The organism is Vibrio hibernica, assembly GCF_015223435.1.
Lineage (GTDB): Bacteria > Pseudomonadota > Gammaproteobacteria > Enterobacterales > Vibrionaceae > Vibrio > Vibrio hibernica.
Window position 1 is genome coordinate 15,140 of sequence record NZ_VHKO01000006.1, and the last position, 17,152, is coordinate 32,291.

Consider the following 17,152-nt stretch of genomic DNA (forward strand, 5'->3'; position numbering starts at 1 on the left):
ATGTCTTTTTCAAATTTTGATCATCAAATGATGTCACGTGCATTGCAGCTGGCGAAAAAAGGAATATACACCACTGCGCCAAACCCAAATGTAGGTTGTGTGGTCACGCTAGGTGAGATTGTTGTTGGTGAAGGTGCGCATTTAAAAGCTGGTGATCCACATGCCGAAGTTCACGCGCTTAGACAAGCCGCGGATAATACAAAAGGCGCGACAGCTTATGTGACGTTGGAGCCTTGTTCTCATTTTGGTCGTACGCCACCGTGCGCCGAAGCGCTTATTAAAGCACAAGTAAGCCGTGTTGTTTGTGCAATGCAAGACCCTAATCCTCAAGTCGCGGGTCGCGGAATTCAAATGCTGCGTGATGCAGGAATTAAAGTGGACGTTGGTTTATTAGAAGCGGATGCCATCGCATTAAATCCAGGTTTTATTAAACGAATGAAGACTGGAATGCCGTTTGTTCAGCTAAAATTGGCCGCGAGTTTAGATGGTAAAACAGCGTTAAAGAATGGTGAAAGTAAATGGATTACAGGCTCGAAAGCTCGCCAAGATGTGCAACTATTTCGCGCTAAAGCTGGCGCGATATTATCCAGCAGTAAAACCGTGCTTGATGACAATGCCAGTTTGAATGTTCGTTTGGATGATTTACCAGAATCGGTTGCTCTATCTTATGCTGAACCTACTGCGCGCCAACCAATTCGGATTATTTTAGATAGAAATAGTGATATTAATAAAGTCGATGTAAATGCGTTAAATTTACTGAAGTCCGAAGGTGATCTCTTATTGGTTGTAGGACAAAAAAGTGATACCAAGGTCTGCTCATCACCGAAGAGTAAGATTGAATCTATCCAAGCACCATTAAATTTACATCATCAATTTGATTTACCCCTATTATTAAAGCAGCTTGCGAATGATCATAATATTAACCACGTCTGGGTTGAAGCGGGCGCAACGTTGGCGACCAGTTTTATCGAACAAGGCTTGGTTGATGAACTTATTGTGTATTTGGCTCCTAAATTAATGGGCACTGACGGACGAGGCTTGACTCAAATTACGGGTTTAGAATCGATGCAAGATACGATTAATTTAACGGTTAAAGATTGTCGTATGGTCGGTGATGATATTCGCTTGATCGCGACACTCAATTCAACATCAAAATAGAAAAGAGATCTTATGTTTACAGGTATTGTTGAAGCAATTGGCACCATTAGGGCCATTATCCCAAAAGGTGAAGACGTCACTATCACAGTAGATACGGGCAAGCTCGATATGTCTGATGTGCAATTAGGCGATAGTATTGCAACTAATGGCGTGTGTTTAACGGTAGTAAAGTTTGCCAAACACAGTTACAGCGCTGATCTATCGTTAGAAACCTTAAAACGCACTGGGTTCACTCAGTATCAAGTGGGTGATAGCGTTAATCTTGAAAAAGCCATGTTGCCATCAACGCGTTTTGGTGGGCATATCGTTTCAGGGCATGTTGATGAAGTCGGTACTATTATTGAGCGTCAACCTGTTGGGCGTGCCGTGGAGTATTGGGTTCAGGTGCCGAGTCACTTATCTCGTTATATCGCTGAAAAAGGTTCTATTACCATTGATGGTATTAGTCTAACCGTCAATGATGTGCGTAAAGACAGCTTTAAAATCACCATCGTGCCACACACTTCGGCTGAAACAACCGTTGATAGCTTTGTAGTTGGGCATAAAGTCAATTTAGAGGTGGATATTATTGCTCGTTATTTGGAGCGTTTAATCTCAGGTAAAGCTCAAGATGAATCGACACCAGAATCATTGATCACTATGGATTTACTCCAGAAAAATGGTTTCGCATAAGCTGACCAGTCGTAATTTTTCAGCTCGCGGTAACGTTAATTTCAAAGTTAAAGGATTTCACTATGGCAATTAGCAGCTCAAAAGACATTATTGAAGATATTCGTTTAGGCAAAATGGTTATTTTGATGGACGATGAAGATCGTGAGAATGAAGGCGACTTAATCATGGCTGCCGAGCATATCACACCTGAAGCCGTAAACTTTATGGCGACTCATGGACGTGGTTTGATTTGTTTAACATTGACGAAAGAGCGTTGTTCTAATCTAGTTTTGCCACCAATGGTGCAAGATAATAACGCGCAATATACGACTAACTTTACGGTTTCTATTGAAGCGGCTGAAGGCGTTACGACCGGAATTTCAGCAGCGGATCGCGCCGTTACGGTACAAGCTGCTGTGGCAAAAAATGCAAAAGCGGCAGACTTGGTTCAGCCTGGGCATATTTTCCCACTTGCGGCTCAGGAAGGTGGGGTATTAACTCGTGCTGGTCATACTGAAGCTGGTTGCGATTTAGCGCGTTTAGCTGGGTTAGAGCCAGCATCGGTGATTGTTGAGATTTTAAATGAAGATGGCAGCATGGCGCGTCGCCCTGATCTTGAAATATTTGCCGAAAAACATGGTATTAAATTGGGTACGATTGCCGATCTCATTGAATATCGCAACAATACCGAAACCACGATAGAGCGTGTTGCAACATGCCAATTGCCGACCGAGTTTGGTGATTTTGAATTAATCACTTACCGCGACACCATTGATAATCAAATTCATTATGCTTTGCGAAAAGATTTAGCAATTAAAGGTCAAGTACCGTTAGTGAGGGTTCACTTGCAAGATACCTTTACCGATTTATTACATTCTAACCGAGCCGCTGATCGCAGTTGGAGTTTAGATTGTGCCATGAAACGCATTGGAACGGATGGCGGTGTATTGGTGGTGCTCGGTAATGAAGAGTCTTCGGAATCTATTATCAATAAAGTAAAAGCATTCGAACAACAAGATAGTGCAGCGGCTCCAGTGATGGCGAAAAAGCAAGGTACGTCACGCAGGGTTGGAGTTGGTTCTCAAATTCTTGCTAATTTAGGCGTCACCGATATGCGTTTATTATCTTCTAGCTCAAAGCGTTACCATGCGCTTTCTGGCTTTGGATTGAATGTTGTGGATTATGTAACGGAATAGAGCAAAGACAAGCAAAGTCGTTTTAGCTTATAAAGCCAAAAAACCAGCAATAATTACTCATAGATATCGGTCACAGATTTGTGATAGAATCCGCCGATTCTCACCCTACAGAAAAACAGTTTAAGGATAACGTATGAAAGTAATTGAAGGTGATTTCTCAGCGCCGAACGCAAAAATTGCGATCGTAATTTCTCGTTTTAACAGCTTCATCAACGAAAGTTTACTTTCTGGAGCGATTGATACGCTAAAGCGTCATGGCCAAGTTGCTGATGATAATATTACCATTGTTCGTTGTCCTGGCGCCGTAGAACTCCCATTAACTGCACAATATGTTGCAAAAACGGGTAAATACGATGCGATTGTTGCTCTTGGTACCGTGATCCGTGGTGGCACACCGCACTTTGATTACGTATGCAGTGAGTGTAATAAAGGTTTAGCTCAAGTGTCTTTGGAATATAGTCTTCCAGTGGCATTTGGTGTATTAACTGTTGACACCATCGATCAAGCGATCGAACGCGCTGGCACCAAGGCTGGTAATAAAGGGCAAGAAGCGGCTCTTAGCGCACTAGAAATGATCAACGTTTTAAATGAAATTCACTAATTTTTTGCAATCTAATTCCTAATGGGGGCTCGCGTGAAACCAGCCGCACGTCGTAATGCACGTCAATTCGCACTACAAGCGATATATTCTTGGCAAGTCACAAAAGAAAATGTGGCAACAATTGAACATCAGTTTCTAACCGGTGATAAGTACGATGAAGAAGAGCATCATGCTAAAGAACCGAGTCTAAAAGCACCAGAAACGGATGTGGCTTATTTCCAAGATTTGTTGTCAGGTGTGGTGAATTCCAACATGGAATTAGACAGCAAGTTACGTCCATATTTATCTCGTCCAATGCAAGACTTGGATATGATGGAATTGGCACTACTTCGCCTTGCAATGTATGAAATGACTAAACGTGATGATGTCCCGTATAAAGTTGTGATTAATGAAGCGATCGAATTGGCAAAAGTGTTTGCTGCTGAAGATAGCCATAAATTCATTAACGGTGTGCTTGATAAAGCCGCGCCGCATGTTCGTAAAAAATAACATATTCACCGTACTTTAATTATTTTTAAGTATCGATGTTGAATTAAATAAACGAAAGGTCAGCCATGTGCTGACCTTTTTTGTATAATCAATTTAACGTTTTATATTAATTAGAGTTTGTATGTCTGGTGAATTTAATTTAATCGATAAGTATTTTGCGCATCGCCAGGGAAATCGACCGGATGTGCAGCTTGCGCTTGGCGATGATTGTGCTTTATTAAGTGTGCCTTCTGGATATCAATTGGCAGTCAGTACCGATACGGTTGTGCTGGGTACTCACTTTTTAGCGGATGCTGATCCCGCTGATGTTGCTTATAAAGCTTTGATGTCGAATATTAGTGACTTAGCGGCCATGGGAGCAATACCAGCTTGGTTATCTATGGCAATTAGTATGCCCAAGTTTCATCAAAAAGCAGAAGATAACTTATGGTTTAATGAGTCTTGGCTTGCCAAATTTTGTGACAGTATGTTTACCTTAGCGAATGAACATAACTTGCAACTGATTGGAGGCGATACCACTAACGGTCCATTGACGATAACGTTCACTATTCAGGGATTTGTCCCGCAGGGGAAAGCCTTAACTCGAAGTGGTGCGAAAGTAGGGGATTGGTTATATGTGAGTGGTAATTTAGGAGACAGCCAAGCAGGCTTAGATGTCATTCTGGATCATTCTAAATCGATACGACCATACGCACAGTATTTAGTAAAACAACATTTTCGTGCAGATTCACGTATTGCTCTCGCTCAATCTTTGTTAGGTCTAGCATCCAGTTGCATTGATATTTCCGATGGTCTTATTTCCGATCTTAAGCATGTTCTTAAATCTTCAAATGTGAATGCTAACGTCAATATAGATGCTTTGCCAGTATCACAGCAGGCTACTGCATTTTATGGTGATATAGGGCAAGCACAACAGGTTGCGCTAAGTAGCGGGGAAGAGTACGAATTGTGTTTTACCGTATCACCACAACATAAACAGCAACTGGAAACATTAATAAGTCAAAATCAGGACAATGTTGGCAGCGTTTATTGTATTGGCCAGATAATTGAAAGTACCAATGCTGATACAAATAAAATTCAACTTTTTCAACATGGTCAATTGCTATCAAAACAAGATAATGCATGGCAACTACGCGGTTTTGATCACTTTAAATAACAATAATAATAAAAATGAATAAGGTAATGACATGTCACAATCAGAAGATGAAATAAACCCGAAATCTCGTATTAAGCTTTCTAATCCATGGCATTTATTAGCCGTCGGATTTGGGAGTGGTTTATCGCCTATTGTCCCTGGAACAACGGGAACCTTAGCGGCAATCCCATTTTATTTTCTTATCGTTCAATTGCCGTTGATGGGATATTTTTTAGTCGTATTATTGGCCGCTTTAGTGGGGATTACGATTTGTCAAAAAACCTCTGATGATATGAAAGTACATGACCACGGTGCGATTGTATGGGATGAATTTGTCGGGTTTTGGATCACCATGAGTATTGTACCCATGCTTGGTTTACCCATTTATGATTGGCACACAGTATTAATAGGTTTTGTCTTATTTCGGGCTTTTGACATGATTAAACCGTGGCCGATTATTGTGCTCGACCGCCGAGTGCATGGTGGCTTTGGCATTATGGTTGATGATGTATTGGCTGGTATTATGGCTGGATTTAGTTTGTGGCTGATTGTGGTCTATTTTTGAATAAAGGAAAAATACATGTCTAAGAAAGTTTATTGCGTGGCACAGTTTCAACCTAAAGCGGGTAAAGAAGATGAATTGTTTGCGATTCTACAAGCATTAGAGCCAAATACATTACGTGAAGATGGATGTATTCAATACGTTGTGACTCGTCATCGCAGTAGCCCATTTGCAGGTGGAGAAAGTTACCCGATCGCTTTTCATGAAATCTGGGCTAATAATGACGTATTTGAAGCCCATTGCCAGCGTCAGCAAATTTCAGATTTCTTTCAGCAGCAATGCGTGGCAGAGACAGGCTTAGTTGAAAAATCGAATGTGGCTATTTATAGCGATGAGCCTAATAACTTTGATGCGCCTAATATTTAAGTCATATAATAAAAATAGAAACATAAAAAAAACGAGTCTCAGAATTGAGATTCGTTTTTTTTATTCTACAAATAGAGACTTATTAAACTAAATAAGCCTTAATTTGTTTTTCAATTCCTACAGAATCTAAACCTAGATCTACATATAATTCTGCCTGTGTCCCTTGTGAGACAAACTCATCAGGCAAACCTAGTTGTAGCACTGGTTTGAGTAATTTGTTTTGCATCATGAACTCAATCACACCTGAACCTGCACCGCCAGCAATGACGTTCTCTTCTAAAGTTACCAATACATCATGGCTATTGACTAGCGTACGGATCAGCTCTTCATCAAGTGGTTTGACAAAACGCATGTCAGCGACCGTAGCATCAAAGGTTTCAGCCGCTTTTATTGCTTCGGGTAGGAAAGTACCAAAGCAAAGAATAGCCACTTTAGGATTCGTTTCTGGTTTGTCTTGCGCGGGATCACGCTGGCGAACAATACGACCTTTACCAATTTCTAATGCTGTCATATTTTGTTCAATTTCCATTCCACAGCCATTACCTCTAGGATAACGAACCGCACTTGGTCCTTGATGCATGTGCCCGGTGTAGAGCATTTGACGGCATTCATTTTCATCACTTGGCGCCATGATCACCATATTCGGAATACAACGCATAAAGCTTAAATCAAATGCCCCTTGGTGCGTTTGACCATCGGCGCCAACCAAACCAGCACGGTCGATTGCAAACATAACCGGCAAGTTCATGATTGCCACATCGTGGATCATTTGATCATATCCACGTTGCAAAAATGTTGAATAAATCGCCACAATAGGATGATGACCAGAAATTGCCATGCCCGATGCTAGTGTCACCGCATGTTGCTCAGCAATGGCGACATCAAAATATTGCTCCGGGAATTCTTTAGAAAAACGCACCATGCCAGAGCCTTCACGCATGGCGGGAGTGATCGCCATTAATTTAGGGTCAATAGCCGCCATATCACATAGGAAGTCACCAAAGATATTTGAGAAGGTAGGCTTACCGCCGCTGCTTTTTGGCAGTGAGTTTTCTTGTGGGTCAAATTTAGGAACGCCATGATAACCAATCGGATCTTTCTCCGCAGGTTCATAACCTTTACCTTTTTTGGTCATTACATGTAAAAACTGCGGACCTTTCAGGTTGCGCATATTTTTCAGCGTTTTGACCAGTTCATTGACATCGTGTCCATCAATAGGACCAATGTAATTAAAACCAAGCTCTTCAAACATAGTGCCCGGTACAACCATGCCTTTTAAATGCTCTTCAGTACGACGCACCAATTCTTTGATTGGTGGAACGTTAGATAACACTTTTTTTCCGCCTTCACGGATAGAGGTATAGAAGTTACCAGTGAGTAATTGTGCTAAGTGATTATTCAGCGCACCGACATTTTCAGAGATCGACATTTCATTATCATTGAGGATCACTAGCATATCCGAGTGGACATCACCTGCGTGGTTCATTGCTTCAAATGCCATGCCAGCCGTGATAGCACCATCACCAATAACACTGACGACTTTACGATTTTTTCCTTCTTTAGCCGCACCAATTGCCATGCCTAATGCAGCGCTAATGGATGTTGAAGAATGGCCAACTGATAACGTGTCATATTCGCTTTCTTCACGCCATGGGAAAGGGTGTAATCCATCTTTTTGACGAATGGTTGAAAGGCGATCGCGACGACCCGTTAAGATTTTATGTGGATAAGCCTGATGGCCAACATCCCAAACCAGTTGGTCAAAAGGCGTGTGATAGACATAGTGTAGAGCGACAGTCAGTTCAACCGTGCCAAGGCCAGAAGCTAAATGGCCACTAGATTGGCTGACTGAATTAAGTAAATAGGTACGCAGCTCATCACATAACGGCGATAAGCTTTCTTTTGGTAACGAGCGCAACTCATCTGGTGTATTAGCCAGTGCGAGCGTTGGGTATTTAGAGATATCAATAGTCATAAGGTATTAGCGCTTATTGTAATCGTGCTTATCATATTAATGGCTGCGCTCGACGGCGTATCGGGCGAAATCTTCGAGTAATCGCGTATTGTACGGGATCGCCTGTAGCGCGAGTAGGGCTTCTTGTAGCAAGTTTTGCGCTTTTTGCTGCGCACCTTCTAAGCCTAGCAGTGCTGGATAAGTACTTTTATTTAAATTTTGATCGGAACCTTGCGGTTTGCCTAAGGTTTTGGTGTCGCTGATGACATCTAAAATATCATCATGCACTTGAAAGGCTAAACCCACGGCATCGGCATATTTATCTAGTTGCGGTAAAACATGTATTCCTTTTTCACCCGCGGATAGTGCGCCCATACGAATCGCACATTTAATTAGGGCACCGGTTTTATTACGATGGATATTTTCAAGCTCTTCTAAAGTCACGCCACGGTTTTCGGCTTCTAAATCGAGGGATTGCCCCATGCACATACCGAGAGCACCAGAAGCGCGAGCCAGTTCTTGAATTAAGCGAATGCGTTGAGGTTCACTCACGTCATTTAAATCGCCTTCTGAAAGAATAGTAAAGGCCATAGTTTGCAGTGCATCGCCAGTTAAAATGGCCGTCGCTTCATCAAATTCAATATGGCAGGTTGCTTTACCGCGGCGCAGTTCATCATCATCCATCGCGGGTAAGTCATCATGGATTAATGAATAAGCATGGATACACTCAATCGCAGAAGCTGGCGTATCTAAGTCTTCGATGCTCAGACCAAGCATTTGCCCAGTAATATAGACTAAAAATGGACGAGCACGTTTGCCACCAAGTAACAAACCGTAACGCATCGCTTGTGTGAGTGTTTGTTGCTGATAAGGAATACGATCTAACCATGCATTGAGTTGTTGGTTATTACGATCTTGAAATTCTGCTAGAGCCGTTTTCATGTTAAATGTCACTTTCAGGATCAAAAGGGATTAATTCTGCGTCATCGCTGTCGTTTAATAAAATTTCAACACGTTGTTCAGCTTCGCTTAACTTTCCTTGGCTGACACGTGCAAGCGAGATGCCACGTTCGAATTTTTTTAGGGCATCTTCAAGATCTAGGTCACCATTTTCTAGTTGATTCACTAAGGTATCTAGCTCAGCTAAAGATTCTTCAAAGCTCATGTTTTCAGGTTTTTTATTGGCCATATTCTTCTGCTTGCTTGAGAGTGTAATCAAAATTACTGAGGAGTAAGTCTGGTCGCTATGATGAAACGCGGCAGTATTTTTTTAATAGTACAATACGATTAAAACTCGATGCCGGGAATGCAATCGTATTCCAAGTATAAAGGGAATATTCTGTGGGCCAATTGTATTAACCCCTAGGCGCTGAAACAAGGGCTAATCTCATGTTTGTCACATTCATTTAAAGATATTTTTAACTTTAGTCAGCGAAACCCGGAAATCAATGTTGTCGATGCGTAATGTGGTGTATAATTTTGCGCCTCAGATTTGGCGATACCTTACTTATTTTATCTATGCCCAAAGTAATTGAAGTTGCAGTGAGGCGGCAAGCCAGTGAAGCCCCGTGAGCTTAGCTCACTAAGTGAGTGGGGTGAACGAGTGTAGCCAACAAAGCTGCAGCTTCAAGTAAGACGGGTATATCTGTAATGGTAAGAAATGATTATATAAGTAAGGTATGCCGTTTCATAACCCGATTAAAAGCGAATCATAATATGAAGTTTATTGTTAAACCCCATCCGGAAATCTTTATTAAAAGTGACTCGGTGCGTAAGCGTTTCACCCGAGCTCTGGAGCGCAATATTCGTACTATTATACAGCGTAGAACAGAATCTGTTGCAGTGTTTAACCGTCGTGATCATATTGAAGTGGCGGCAAATAGTGATCAATACTTCTCAGAAGTACTTGAAATCCTTACTCATACGCCGGGCATTCATCACTCGTTAGAGGTTGTGCAGTCCGATTTCACCGATATGCACAATATCTATGAGCAAGCATTAATTCAAAGTCGCGATCTAATTGAAGGGAAAACTTTTGTTGTCCGCGTTAAGCGTCGTGGCCATCATGATTTTACCTCAATTGATGTCGAACGCTACGTTGGTGGTGGTTTAAACCAAGCGGTTGAATCGGCAAAAGTAAAATTAACCAAACCTGATGTTACGGTAAATATTGAGATCGATGGCGATAAGTTAAATCAAGTGGTGGCCCGTCATAAAGGCTTAGGTGGCTTCCCTCTTGGCACCCAAGAAGATGTATTAAGTTTGATTTCTGGTGGTTTTGACTCTGGTGTATCAAGCTATTTACATATAAAACGCGGATCGAAAACACATTTTTGTTTCTTTAACTTAGGTGGACCTGCTCACGAGATCGGTGTGAAGCAAGTATCCCACTTTATTTGGAACAAATATGGGTCGTCGGCCAAAGTGAAATTCATCGCGGTGGATTTTGAACCTGTTGTGGCTGAGATCCTTGAAAAAGTGGATGATGGCCAAATGGGCGTCGTGCTTAAGCGTATGTTCATGCGTGCAGGCGGTATGATCGCTGAGAAATTTGGTATTGAAGCATTGGTGACAGGGGAGGCACTTGGTCAAGTATCAAGTCAAACGCTGACTAACTTGCGCCTTATCGATAATGTGACTGATATACTGATCCTTCGTCCCCTAATTAACTGGGACAAAGAGGATATCATCAGCGTTGCTCGTGATATTGGCACGGAAGATTTTGCCAAAGTAATGCCAGAATATTGTGGTGTAATCTCGAAAAAACCAACCGTGAAAGCCGTAAAAGCGAAACTTGAAAAAGAAGAGTTGAATTTTAATTTTGATATTCTAGAACAAGTCGTGATGAATGCGCGAGTGATGGATATTCGTGCTATTGAAGCAGAAAGCCAAGAACAAGCACCTGAGGTTGAGCAAGTCGCTGAAATCGCAAAAAATGCTATCGTACTTGATATTCGTAGCCCAGATGAAGAAGAAACTAATCCGCTTAAAATTGTTGATGTTGAAGTGAAGCATTTACCATTTTATAAGTTGGCGACTCAGTTTGGTGATTTAGACCAAGCTAAAGAATACTTATTGTATTGTGACCGTGGTGTCATGAGTCGTTTACAAGCGTTGTATTTACAAGATTTGGGCTTTGGTAATGTAAAAGTATATCGTCCATAAATAATGGGCTTCAAATAAAAGCGTCAACCTTAGGTTGGCGTTTTTTTATGTCTATATCTAAGCTAAAAACAAATCAAAATGTAAATATTATTAACAAAATGTTTATTATGTATTAGAATGTAATAGTCCTTATTTATCGTATGGATAAGTGTGAGATTTTTTATGCACTAAGGAGTCATAATGAAAAAAGATTTGTCGCAAAATGATTCGAGAAGAAAGTTTTTAAAGGGGGCTGCGATTGCTATCTCAGCCACTGCAGTTGGTCCAGGCTTAATTTACCCAGCATTTTCCCAACCTTTAAACATTAATTTAACGAAATACAAACCTATATATTTTACGGCTGAAGAGTGGAATTTCATTCTTGCTGCGACCGATAGGTTAATTCCCCCAGATGAGAATGGTCCGGGAGCAATTGAAACCAACGTACCAGTATTCATTGATATGCAAATGCAAGATTCATTCGGTAAAGCCAGCGATTGGTACATGCGTCCCCCCTTTATCCCCTCGAAACCTGAAATGGGTTATCAGTCTCCTCTTACTCCCGCTCAAGTTTATCGTAAAGGCATCAAAGCGACAGATACTTATTGCCAAGACAAGTACCACTCACCTTTTTTTAAATTAACAGAAAATGAAAAAGATACGGTACTTAGCCACCTGCAATCTGGTGATATTGTATTTACTGATGTTAGTGCATCCCAATTTTTTGATTTTTTATTACAAAATACGAAAGAAGGCTATTTTTCTGATCCTATCCATGGTGGTAATAAAAATTTAGCGAGCTGGAAAATGATTGGCTTCCCTGGTGCAAGAGCATCCTTTAAGGAATGGGTAAATTATCCAAATGTTAAATATCCATTAGGACCAGTAAGTATTGATGGTGAAAGGGGCTAAAAATGACTAGAGAGAATAAACCAGTAGATGTCGTTATGGTTGGACTCGGTTGGACAAGTTCAATCATGGGTATGGAAATGACAGAAGAAGGCTTGAGCGTTCTAGCATTAGAGCGAGGTAAAGATCAAGATACAGTACCTGACTTTGCTTATCCAAAGATGGCCGATGAATTAACTTATGGTGTGCGCTATAAAATGATGTCGGCACCTGCCGATAATACGGTCACCGTTCGACATTCGACTGATGATACGGCTGTTCCATATCGACACTTAGGATCCTTCTTACCTGGGAATGGCGTCGGGGGTGCTGGAACTCACTGGAATGGACATACTTGGAGACCAATGCCAGAAGAGTTACGCTTACGCAGCTACGTGGAAGAGACATTTGGTCGCGATATTATTCCTGAAGACATGACTATTCAGGACTTTGGTGTGAGTTATGAAGAATTAGAGCCTCATTTCGATTTTTTTGAAAAAATTCTCGGCCTTTCTGGGACGGCGGGCAATATTAATGGTGAAATTCAAGCTGGAGGTAATCCATTTGAAGCGCCAAGGAAATCCGCTTATCCTCTTCCTCCATTGAAAAGAACGCTAAATGATACGATGTTTGAAGTAGCAGCAAAGAAAAAAGGTTTTCATCCCTTTCCTTTGCCTGCTGCAAATGCATCTGAAGCATATACAAACCCTTATGGAATGCAATTAGGTCCTTGTAATTATTGTGGCTTTTGTGAGCGTTATGGGTGTATTAACTATTCTAAAGCTTCACCTCAAACCTGTATTTTAGGGGCATTAAAACAGCGTAAGAATTTTTCATATCGCACAGGATGTGAAGTCATTAAAATTAATAAAGATAGCTCGGGTAAAAAAGCGACGGGCGTAACTTATATTGATTCAAAAGGCGAGGAGGTTTTTCAACCAGCAAGCTTGGTCATTGTGGGTAGTTTTGCTTATCACAATGTTCGCTTATTGCTGTTGTCTGAAATAGGAAAACCATATGATCCTATTAGCAATACAGGAGTCATTGGGCGTAATTATGCTTACCAAATGACAGGTGGTGCTACTCTATTTTTTAAAGATAAAAACTTCAATCCGTTTATTGGCGCCGGTGGTAATGCAACTGTCATTGATGATTTTGCTATTAATCAAATAGACTTTAAAAAAGAAGGATTTATCGGCGGGTCTTATATTTCAGCCGCCATGACAAACGGTCAGCCAATTCGAAATATGCCTCTACCTTCTGGTACTCCAAGCTGGGGCAGTTCTTGGAAGAAAGCCGTGAAAGATAATTATGGACATGCGATGACCATAGGTTCACATGGTTCAAATATGTCTTATCGTGACTGCTACTTAAGCCTTGATCCAACCTATAAAGATAAACATGGTTTACCTCTGCTATGTATGACGTTTAACTGGAAGGAAAACGATATACGCATGACTCAGTTCATGAAAAAGCAGATTGAAAGCGTCGTTGATGTGATGAAACCTGACCATGTGGATTACCACTTTAAAAATTATGGTGCTGAGTATGATGTACGTCCATATCAGACCACACATAATGTGGGTGGTGCAATTATGGGTATAGATCCTAAAACGAGTGCTTTGAATAAGTACTTGCAAAGTTGGGATGTTCATAATGTCTTTGTGATGGGGGCTAGCGCTTTTCCGCAAAACATTCAGTATAACCCCACTGGATTAGTTGGGGCATTAACGTATTGGTCAGCGAAAGCTATTAGAGAAAAATACCTACCCAACCCTGGCCCATTAGTGCACGCATAGGAGCAGTGAATATGAAATTACCATTACTGTCGTTATTAAGCTTTGCGTGCATGATGAGTTACACCAATGTATCAGTTGCTCAAAGTACAGAAGCCTCTTTAATTGAACAAGGGGAATATCTATCAAAAGCCGGTGATTGTATTGCTTGCCATACGAAAGATGGCGGTGATAAATATGCTGGGGGAAAAGCGGTTGCTAGTCCATTTGGTGCTATTTATTCTACCAATATTACCCCTAGCGTAGAATATGGCATTGGCAGTTATAGCTATAAAGAGTTTGAACAAGCGTTACGGCATGGTATTCGTGCTGACGGTGAGTTTTTATACCCTGCGATGCCTTATCCCGATTATCAAAAACTGACAGATGAAGACACTAAGGCTTTATATGCTTACTTCATGAAAGGTATTCAACCAGTAGAAAAGGCGAATACTAAGACCGCACTTGGATTTCCTTTCAATCAACGCTGGGGAATTAGGTTCTGGAATTGGGCCGCGACCGACGATGGTGTGTTTGTTGAAGATACTAAAAAGTCTAAAGAATATAATAGAGGTGCTTATTTAATTCAAGGACTTGGCCATTGTGGAAGCTGTCATACGCCAAGAGGAATGCTATATCAAGAAAAAGCCTATGATCATTCAGGCGATGACTTTTTGTCTGGTGCTGATGTCGGTATTTGGTATGCCCCAGATTTACGTGCCGGAAAAAATGGAAGCTTAGAATCTTGGTCTGAACAAGACTTTGTTGATTACTTTGCAACTGGACGTAATAAGCATTCTGGAGTAACGGGTGAAATGACAGATGTAATTCAGTACAGCTTAAGTCATTTGAGTAAAGATGATTTACGTGCGATGGCTGTTTATTTAAAAGGCCAAGCAGGTAATAAGCCATCAAAGTTAGCCAGCTCTAAAGCTTCTGAGCAGACAACGAATGTACTTAATTTAGCTAAAGTTGATATTGATTCTGGGGCTCGTTTATATATTGATAATTGTGGTGCATGTCACTTTACGGACGGTGCTGGTGCGTCGCATGTTTTTCCTCAGTTAGTGGGTAATTCTTTAGTGAATGCAGATAACCCACAAGGATTAATTCATGTGATTTTGGCCGGTTCGCGATTACCATCAACAGCAGATGCACCTGAAGCGATTGAAATGCCTGGTTTTGGGTGGCGATTAGATGATGAAGAGGTTGCTAAACTAGCCACCTTTATTCGTGATTCGTGGGGAAATAAAGCCAAATCGGTTAATGCTGACGAGGTTAAAAAGATCAGAAGTACTATCGCAGTTGATATATTAAATAAAAGCGCGCCATAGTTTTTAAACTCAATGGTTAGTTAAAACCCAATTAAATTTAATTGGGTTTTTTTAATTGGGAACAAAAAAAAGCACAGCCAACTTGAGAAGTTAGACTGCGCAGAAAATTTGATAATCCATCAAATATCTTAAAAGTAAAGAGATGAGGGACTCTCTCTATTACTAGAAAACTCATAAGAGTTAATACAAACACAACATTAGCATTAGTCAATTACAGGGGAGTTCATACGAAAACATCGGGTAATTCATTAATGTGGATGAAATATAGAGTTTTAATGGTAGTTCGACAATGGACAATTTATAATGATTCGCATAAGAAAAAATAATGAATAAGGTTGAGTTATGGCAAGACGTTTACCACCATTGAATTCGTTACGCGTATTTGAAGCTGCTGCACGTTATTTGAGTTTTACTCGCGCAGCAGAAGAGCTTTTTGTGACTCAAGCTGCAGTGAGTCATCAAGTAAAAGCATTAGAAGAATTTTTAGGTATGAAACTGTTTCGTCGTCGCAACCGTTCTTTATTATTAACAGAAGAAGGTCAAAGTTACTTCCTTGATATTAAAGATATTTTTACTTCAATTTCTGATGCCACAGATAAAGTATTAGAACGAAGTGAAAAAGGTGCATTAACCATCAGTTTAACCCCAAGTTTTGCAATTCAATGGTTGGTTCCTCGTTTAGCCGATTTTAACGCCCAAGAACCGGATATTGATGTGCGTATCAAAGCGGTGGATATGGACGATGGATCATTATCGGATGATGTTGATGTGGCTATTTATTATGGACGAGGAAACTGGCCTGGAGTTCGTGCGGATAAACTCTACCTTGAATGTTTGATCCCTGTATGTTCACCGCAATTGTTACTCGGGACTAAACCATTAGAAGGATTAGAAGATCTAAAATATCACACCTTATTGCATGATAGTTCGCGTAAGCATTGGCAAAACTTTATGAAAGAGCATCAAGTTGATGGTGTGAGTGTGAATCATGGTCCTATTTTTAGTCATTCTATGATGGTGATCCAAGCGGCGACTCATGGACAAGGTATTGCGTTGGTTAATAACGTCTTGGTTCAACCCGAGCTCAATGCGGGTCGTTTAGTGCAGCCATTTGATGAAGTGCTCATGAGTAAAAATGCTTTTTATGTGGTGTGTGATAGCAAGCAAGCTGACAGTGGTCGAGTGGCGACTTTTCGCGATTGGATGATAGAGAAAGCCGCAAGTGAACAAGATGTTTTGTTAGAGGATAATGAATAGTTTGATGAGTTCGGTGTTAATTAATGGTGGCGAATCGGCTCCAGTAACGATTTTATTTGCCCATGGGGCTGGTGCGGGTATGGATCATGAATTCATGCAAGATATCGCCGAGCAACTTGGATCGGATCAAATCAGAGTCGTGCGGTTTAATTTTCCATATATGGCCAATCGAGCGACGACAGGAAAGAAAAGTCCACCGGATCGAGCGCCTAAGTTATTAGCTGCTTTTGAATCATTTATTGATGAATACGCAAACCCAAAGACTCATTTGTTTTTAGCGGGTAAATCGATGGGAGGGAGAATGGCAAGTCATTTATCTGAACTCGATAGCGTTTGTGGTGTGATGTGTTTAGGTTTTCCCTTTCATCCGCCCAAGAAACCAGATAATTACCGTGGTGAGCATTTAGTGGGTGTGACTAAACCTATGCTCATCTTACAAGGTGAGCGTGACACGTTTGGTTCAAAAGAAGAATGTTCTAATTTTTCATTATCTCAATCCACGACTATTGAATTTATTCCTGATGGCGATCATGGTTTCAAACCGCGTGTGCGTTCAGGTTTTACTGAAATACATAATCGCCATCTTATTGTTACTAAGATGCGCGACTTTATAACACTGACTCTTAAAATTAAGTAGGAGCG

General features: G+C 40.9%; 17 protein-coding genes. 14 read left to right on the forward strand and 3 right to left on the reverse strand.

Annotated elements, in window-relative coordinates; genetic code table 11:
• The 8 genes from ribD to FH976_RS04255 all read left to right on the forward strand — a co-directional run bounded on the left by ribD (position 1) and on the right by FH976_RS04255 (position 6,158).
• Positions 1–1,158 carry a bifunctional diaminohydroxyphosphoribosylaminopyrimidine deaminase/5-amino-6-(5-phosphoribosylamino)uracil reductase RibD gene (gene ribD, locus FH976_RS04220; protein WP_194089673.1) on the forward strand — a complete coding sequence of 386 codons (1,158 nt, stop codon included), beginning with the start codon at positions 1–3 and terminating at the stop codon, positions 1,156–1,158.
• A gap of 12 nt (positions 1,159–1,170) precedes the next feature.
• Positions 1,171–1,830 (forward strand): riboflavin synthase, encoded by a 660-nt coding sequence (locus FH976_RS04225; RefSeq protein WP_194089674.1) that lies wholly within the window; start codon positions 1,171–1,173, stop codon positions 1,828–1,830.
• 62 nt (positions 1,831–1,892) lie between these two features.
• On the forward strand, positions 1,893–3,005 hold the full coding sequence (gene ribBA, locus FH976_RS04230; RefSeq protein WP_194089675.1) for a bifunctional 3,4-dihydroxy-2-butanone-4-phosphate synthase/GTP cyclohydrolase II: 1,113 nt from the start codon (positions 1,893–1,895) through the stop codon (positions 3,003–3,005).
• A 133-nt stretch (positions 3,006–3,138) separates the two neighbouring features.
• Positions 3,139–3,606 carry a 6,7-dimethyl-8-ribityllumazine synthase gene (ribH, locus tag FH976_RS04235; protein ID WP_194089676.1) on the forward strand — a complete coding sequence of 156 codons (468 nt, stop codon included), beginning with the start codon at positions 3,139–3,141 and terminating at the stop codon, positions 3,604–3,606.
• A 21-nt stretch (positions 3,607–3,627) separates the two neighbouring features.
• Positions 3,628–4,095, forward strand: coding sequence for a transcription antitermination factor NusB (gene nusB / locus FH976_RS04240; RefSeq protein ID WP_190330397.1), 468 nt, complete (start codon positions 3,628–3,630; stop codon positions 4,093–4,095).
• 121 nt (positions 4,096–4,216) lie between these two features.
• The gene (thiL, locus tag FH976_RS04245; protein ID WP_194089677.1) at positions 4,217–5,251 is read left to right on the forward strand and encodes a thiamine-phosphate kinase; all 1,035 of its coding nucleotides are present in this window, start codon (positions 4,217–4,219) and stop codon (positions 5,249–5,251) included.
• A gap of 31 nt (positions 5,252–5,282) precedes the next feature.
• The gene (gene pgpA / locus FH976_RS04250; RefSeq protein ID WP_194089678.1) at positions 5,283–5,795 is read left to right on the forward strand and encodes a phosphatidylglycerophosphatase A; all 513 of its coding nucleotides are present in this window, start codon (positions 5,283–5,285) and stop codon (positions 5,793–5,795) included.
• Between the two features lie 15 nt (positions 5,796–5,810).
• Entirely contained in the window at positions 5,811–6,158 is a 348-nt protein-coding gene (locus FH976_RS04255) for a putative quinol monooxygenase (RefSeq protein WP_194089679.1), read from the forward strand.
• A gap of 82 nt (positions 6,159–6,240) precedes the next feature.
• Here FH976_RS04255 and dxs read toward each other — a convergent pair whose 3' ends face one another.
• From dxs to xseB, 3 genes are read right to left on the reverse strand one after another with little or no spacing between them, the layout of a single operon-like run.
• A complete protein-coding gene (gene dxs / locus FH976_RS04260; protein WP_194089680.1) occupies positions 6,241–8,133 on the reverse strand; it encodes a 1-deoxy-D-xylulose-5-phosphate synthase in 1,893 nt (630 codons plus the stop codon).
• A gap of 36 nt (positions 8,134–8,169) precedes the next feature.
• Positions 8,170–9,054, reverse strand: a complete 885-nt coding sequence (ispA, locus tag FH976_RS04265; protein ID WP_194089681.1) for a (2E,6E)-farnesyl diphosphate synthase — start codon at positions 9,052–9,054, stop codon at positions 8,170–8,172.
• Between the two features lies 1 nt (position 9,055).
• On the reverse strand, positions 9,056–9,301 hold the full coding sequence (gene xseB, locus FH976_RS04270) for an exodeoxyribonuclease VII small subunit (RefSeq protein WP_190330390.1): 246 nt from the start codon (positions 9,299–9,301) through the stop codon (positions 9,056–9,058).
• A gap of 527 nt (positions 9,302–9,828) precedes the next feature.
• Here xseB and thiI point away from each other — a divergent pair.
• The 6 genes from thiI to FH976_RS04300 all read left to right on the forward strand — a co-directional run bounded on the left by thiI (position 9,829) and on the right by FH976_RS04300 (position 17,147).
• The gene (thiI, locus tag FH976_RS04275; RefSeq protein WP_194089682.1) at positions 9,829–11,277 is read left to right on the forward strand and encodes a tRNA uracil 4-sulfurtransferase ThiI; all 1,449 of its coding nucleotides are present in this window, start codon (positions 9,829–9,831) and stop codon (positions 11,275–11,277) included.
• Positions 11,278–11,457: 180 nt separating this feature from the next.
• Positions 11,458–12,168, forward strand: a complete 711-nt coding sequence (locus FH976_RS04280) for a gluconate 2-dehydrogenase subunit 3 family protein (protein ID WP_194089683.1) — start codon at positions 11,458–11,460, stop codon at positions 12,166–12,168.
• A 2-nt stretch (positions 12,169–12,170) separates the two neighbouring features.
• The gene (locus FH976_RS04285) at positions 12,171–13,943 is read left to right on the forward strand and encodes a GMC family oxidoreductase (RefSeq protein ID WP_194089684.1); all 1,773 of its coding nucleotides are present in this window, start codon (positions 12,171–12,173) and stop codon (positions 13,941–13,943) included.
• Between the two features lie 11 nt (positions 13,944–13,954).
• Entirely contained in the window at positions 13,955–15,253 is a 1,299-nt protein-coding gene (locus tag FH976_RS04290; RefSeq protein WP_194089685.1) for a cytochrome c, read from the forward strand.
• A gap of 342 nt (positions 15,254–15,595) precedes the next feature.
• Entirely contained in the window at positions 15,596–16,510 is a 915-nt protein-coding gene (locus FH976_RS04295; protein WP_194089686.1) for a transcriptional regulator GcvA, read from the forward strand.
• Positions 16,511–16,514: 4 nt separating this feature from the next.
• On the forward strand, positions 16,515–17,147 hold the full coding sequence (locus FH976_RS04300) for an alpha/beta fold hydrolase (protein ID WP_194089687.1): 633 nt from the start codon (positions 16,515–16,517) through the stop codon (positions 17,145–17,147).
• The last annotated feature ends 5 nt before the right edge of the window (positions 17,148–17,152 follow it).

Coding starts and splice junctions, on each gene's coding strand:
- ribD (WP_194089673.1), top strand. CDS start 1: ATGTCTTTTTCAAATTTTGATCATCAAATGATGTCACGTGCATTGCAG.
- FH976_RS04225 (WP_194089674.1), top strand. CDS start 1,171: ATGTTTACAGGTATTGTTGAAGCAATTGGCACCATTAGGGCCATTATC.
- ribBA (WP_194089675.1), top strand. CDS start 1,893: ATGGCAATTAGCAGCTCAAAAGACATTATTGAAGATATTCGTTTAGGC.
- ribH (WP_194089676.1), top strand. CDS start 3,139: ATGAAAGTAATTGAAGGTGATTTCTCAGCGCCGAACGCAAAAATTGCG.
- nusB (WP_190330397.1), top strand. CDS start 3,628: ATGGGGGCTCGCGTGAAACCAGCCGCACGTCGTAATGCACGTCAATTC.
- thiL (WP_194089677.1), top strand. CDS start 4,217: ATGTCTGGTGAATTTAATTTAATCGATAAGTATTTTGCGCATCGCCAG.
- pgpA (WP_194089678.1), top strand. CDS start 5,283: ATGTCACAATCAGAAGATGAAATAAACCCGAAATCTCGTATTAAGCTT.
- FH976_RS04255 (WP_194089679.1), top strand. CDS start 5,811: ATGTCTAAGAAAGTTTATTGCGTGGCACAGTTTCAACCTAAAGCGGGT.
- dxs (WP_194089680.1), bottom strand. CDS start 8,133: ATGACTATTGATATCTCTAAATACCCAACGCTCGCACTGGCTAATACA.
- ispA (WP_194089681.1), bottom strand. CDS start 9,054: ATGAAAACGGCTCTAGCAGAATTTCAAGATCGTAATAACCAACAACTC.
- xseB (WP_190330390.1), bottom strand. CDS start 9,301: ATGGCCAATAAAAAACCTGAAAACATGAGCTTTGAAGAATCTTTAGCT.
- thiI (WP_194089682.1), top strand. CDS start 9,829: ATGAAGTTTATTGTTAAACCCCATCCGGAAATCTTTATTAAAAGTGAC.
- FH976_RS04280 (WP_194089683.1), top strand. CDS start 11,458: ATGAAAAAAGATTTGTCGCAAAATGATTCGAGAAGAAAGTTTTTAAAG.
- FH976_RS04285 (WP_194089684.1), top strand. CDS start 12,171: ATGACTAGAGAGAATAAACCAGTAGATGTCGTTATGGTTGGACTCGGT.
- FH976_RS04290 (WP_194089685.1), top strand. CDS start 13,955: ATGAAATTACCATTACTGTCGTTATTAAGCTTTGCGTGCATGATGAGT.
- FH976_RS04295 (WP_194089686.1), top strand. CDS start 15,596: ATGGCAAGACGTTTACCACCATTGAATTCGTTACGCGTATTTGAAGCT.
- FH976_RS04300 (WP_194089687.1), top strand. CDS start 16,515: ATGAGTTCGGTGTTAATTAATGGTGGCGAATCGGCTCCAGTAACGATT.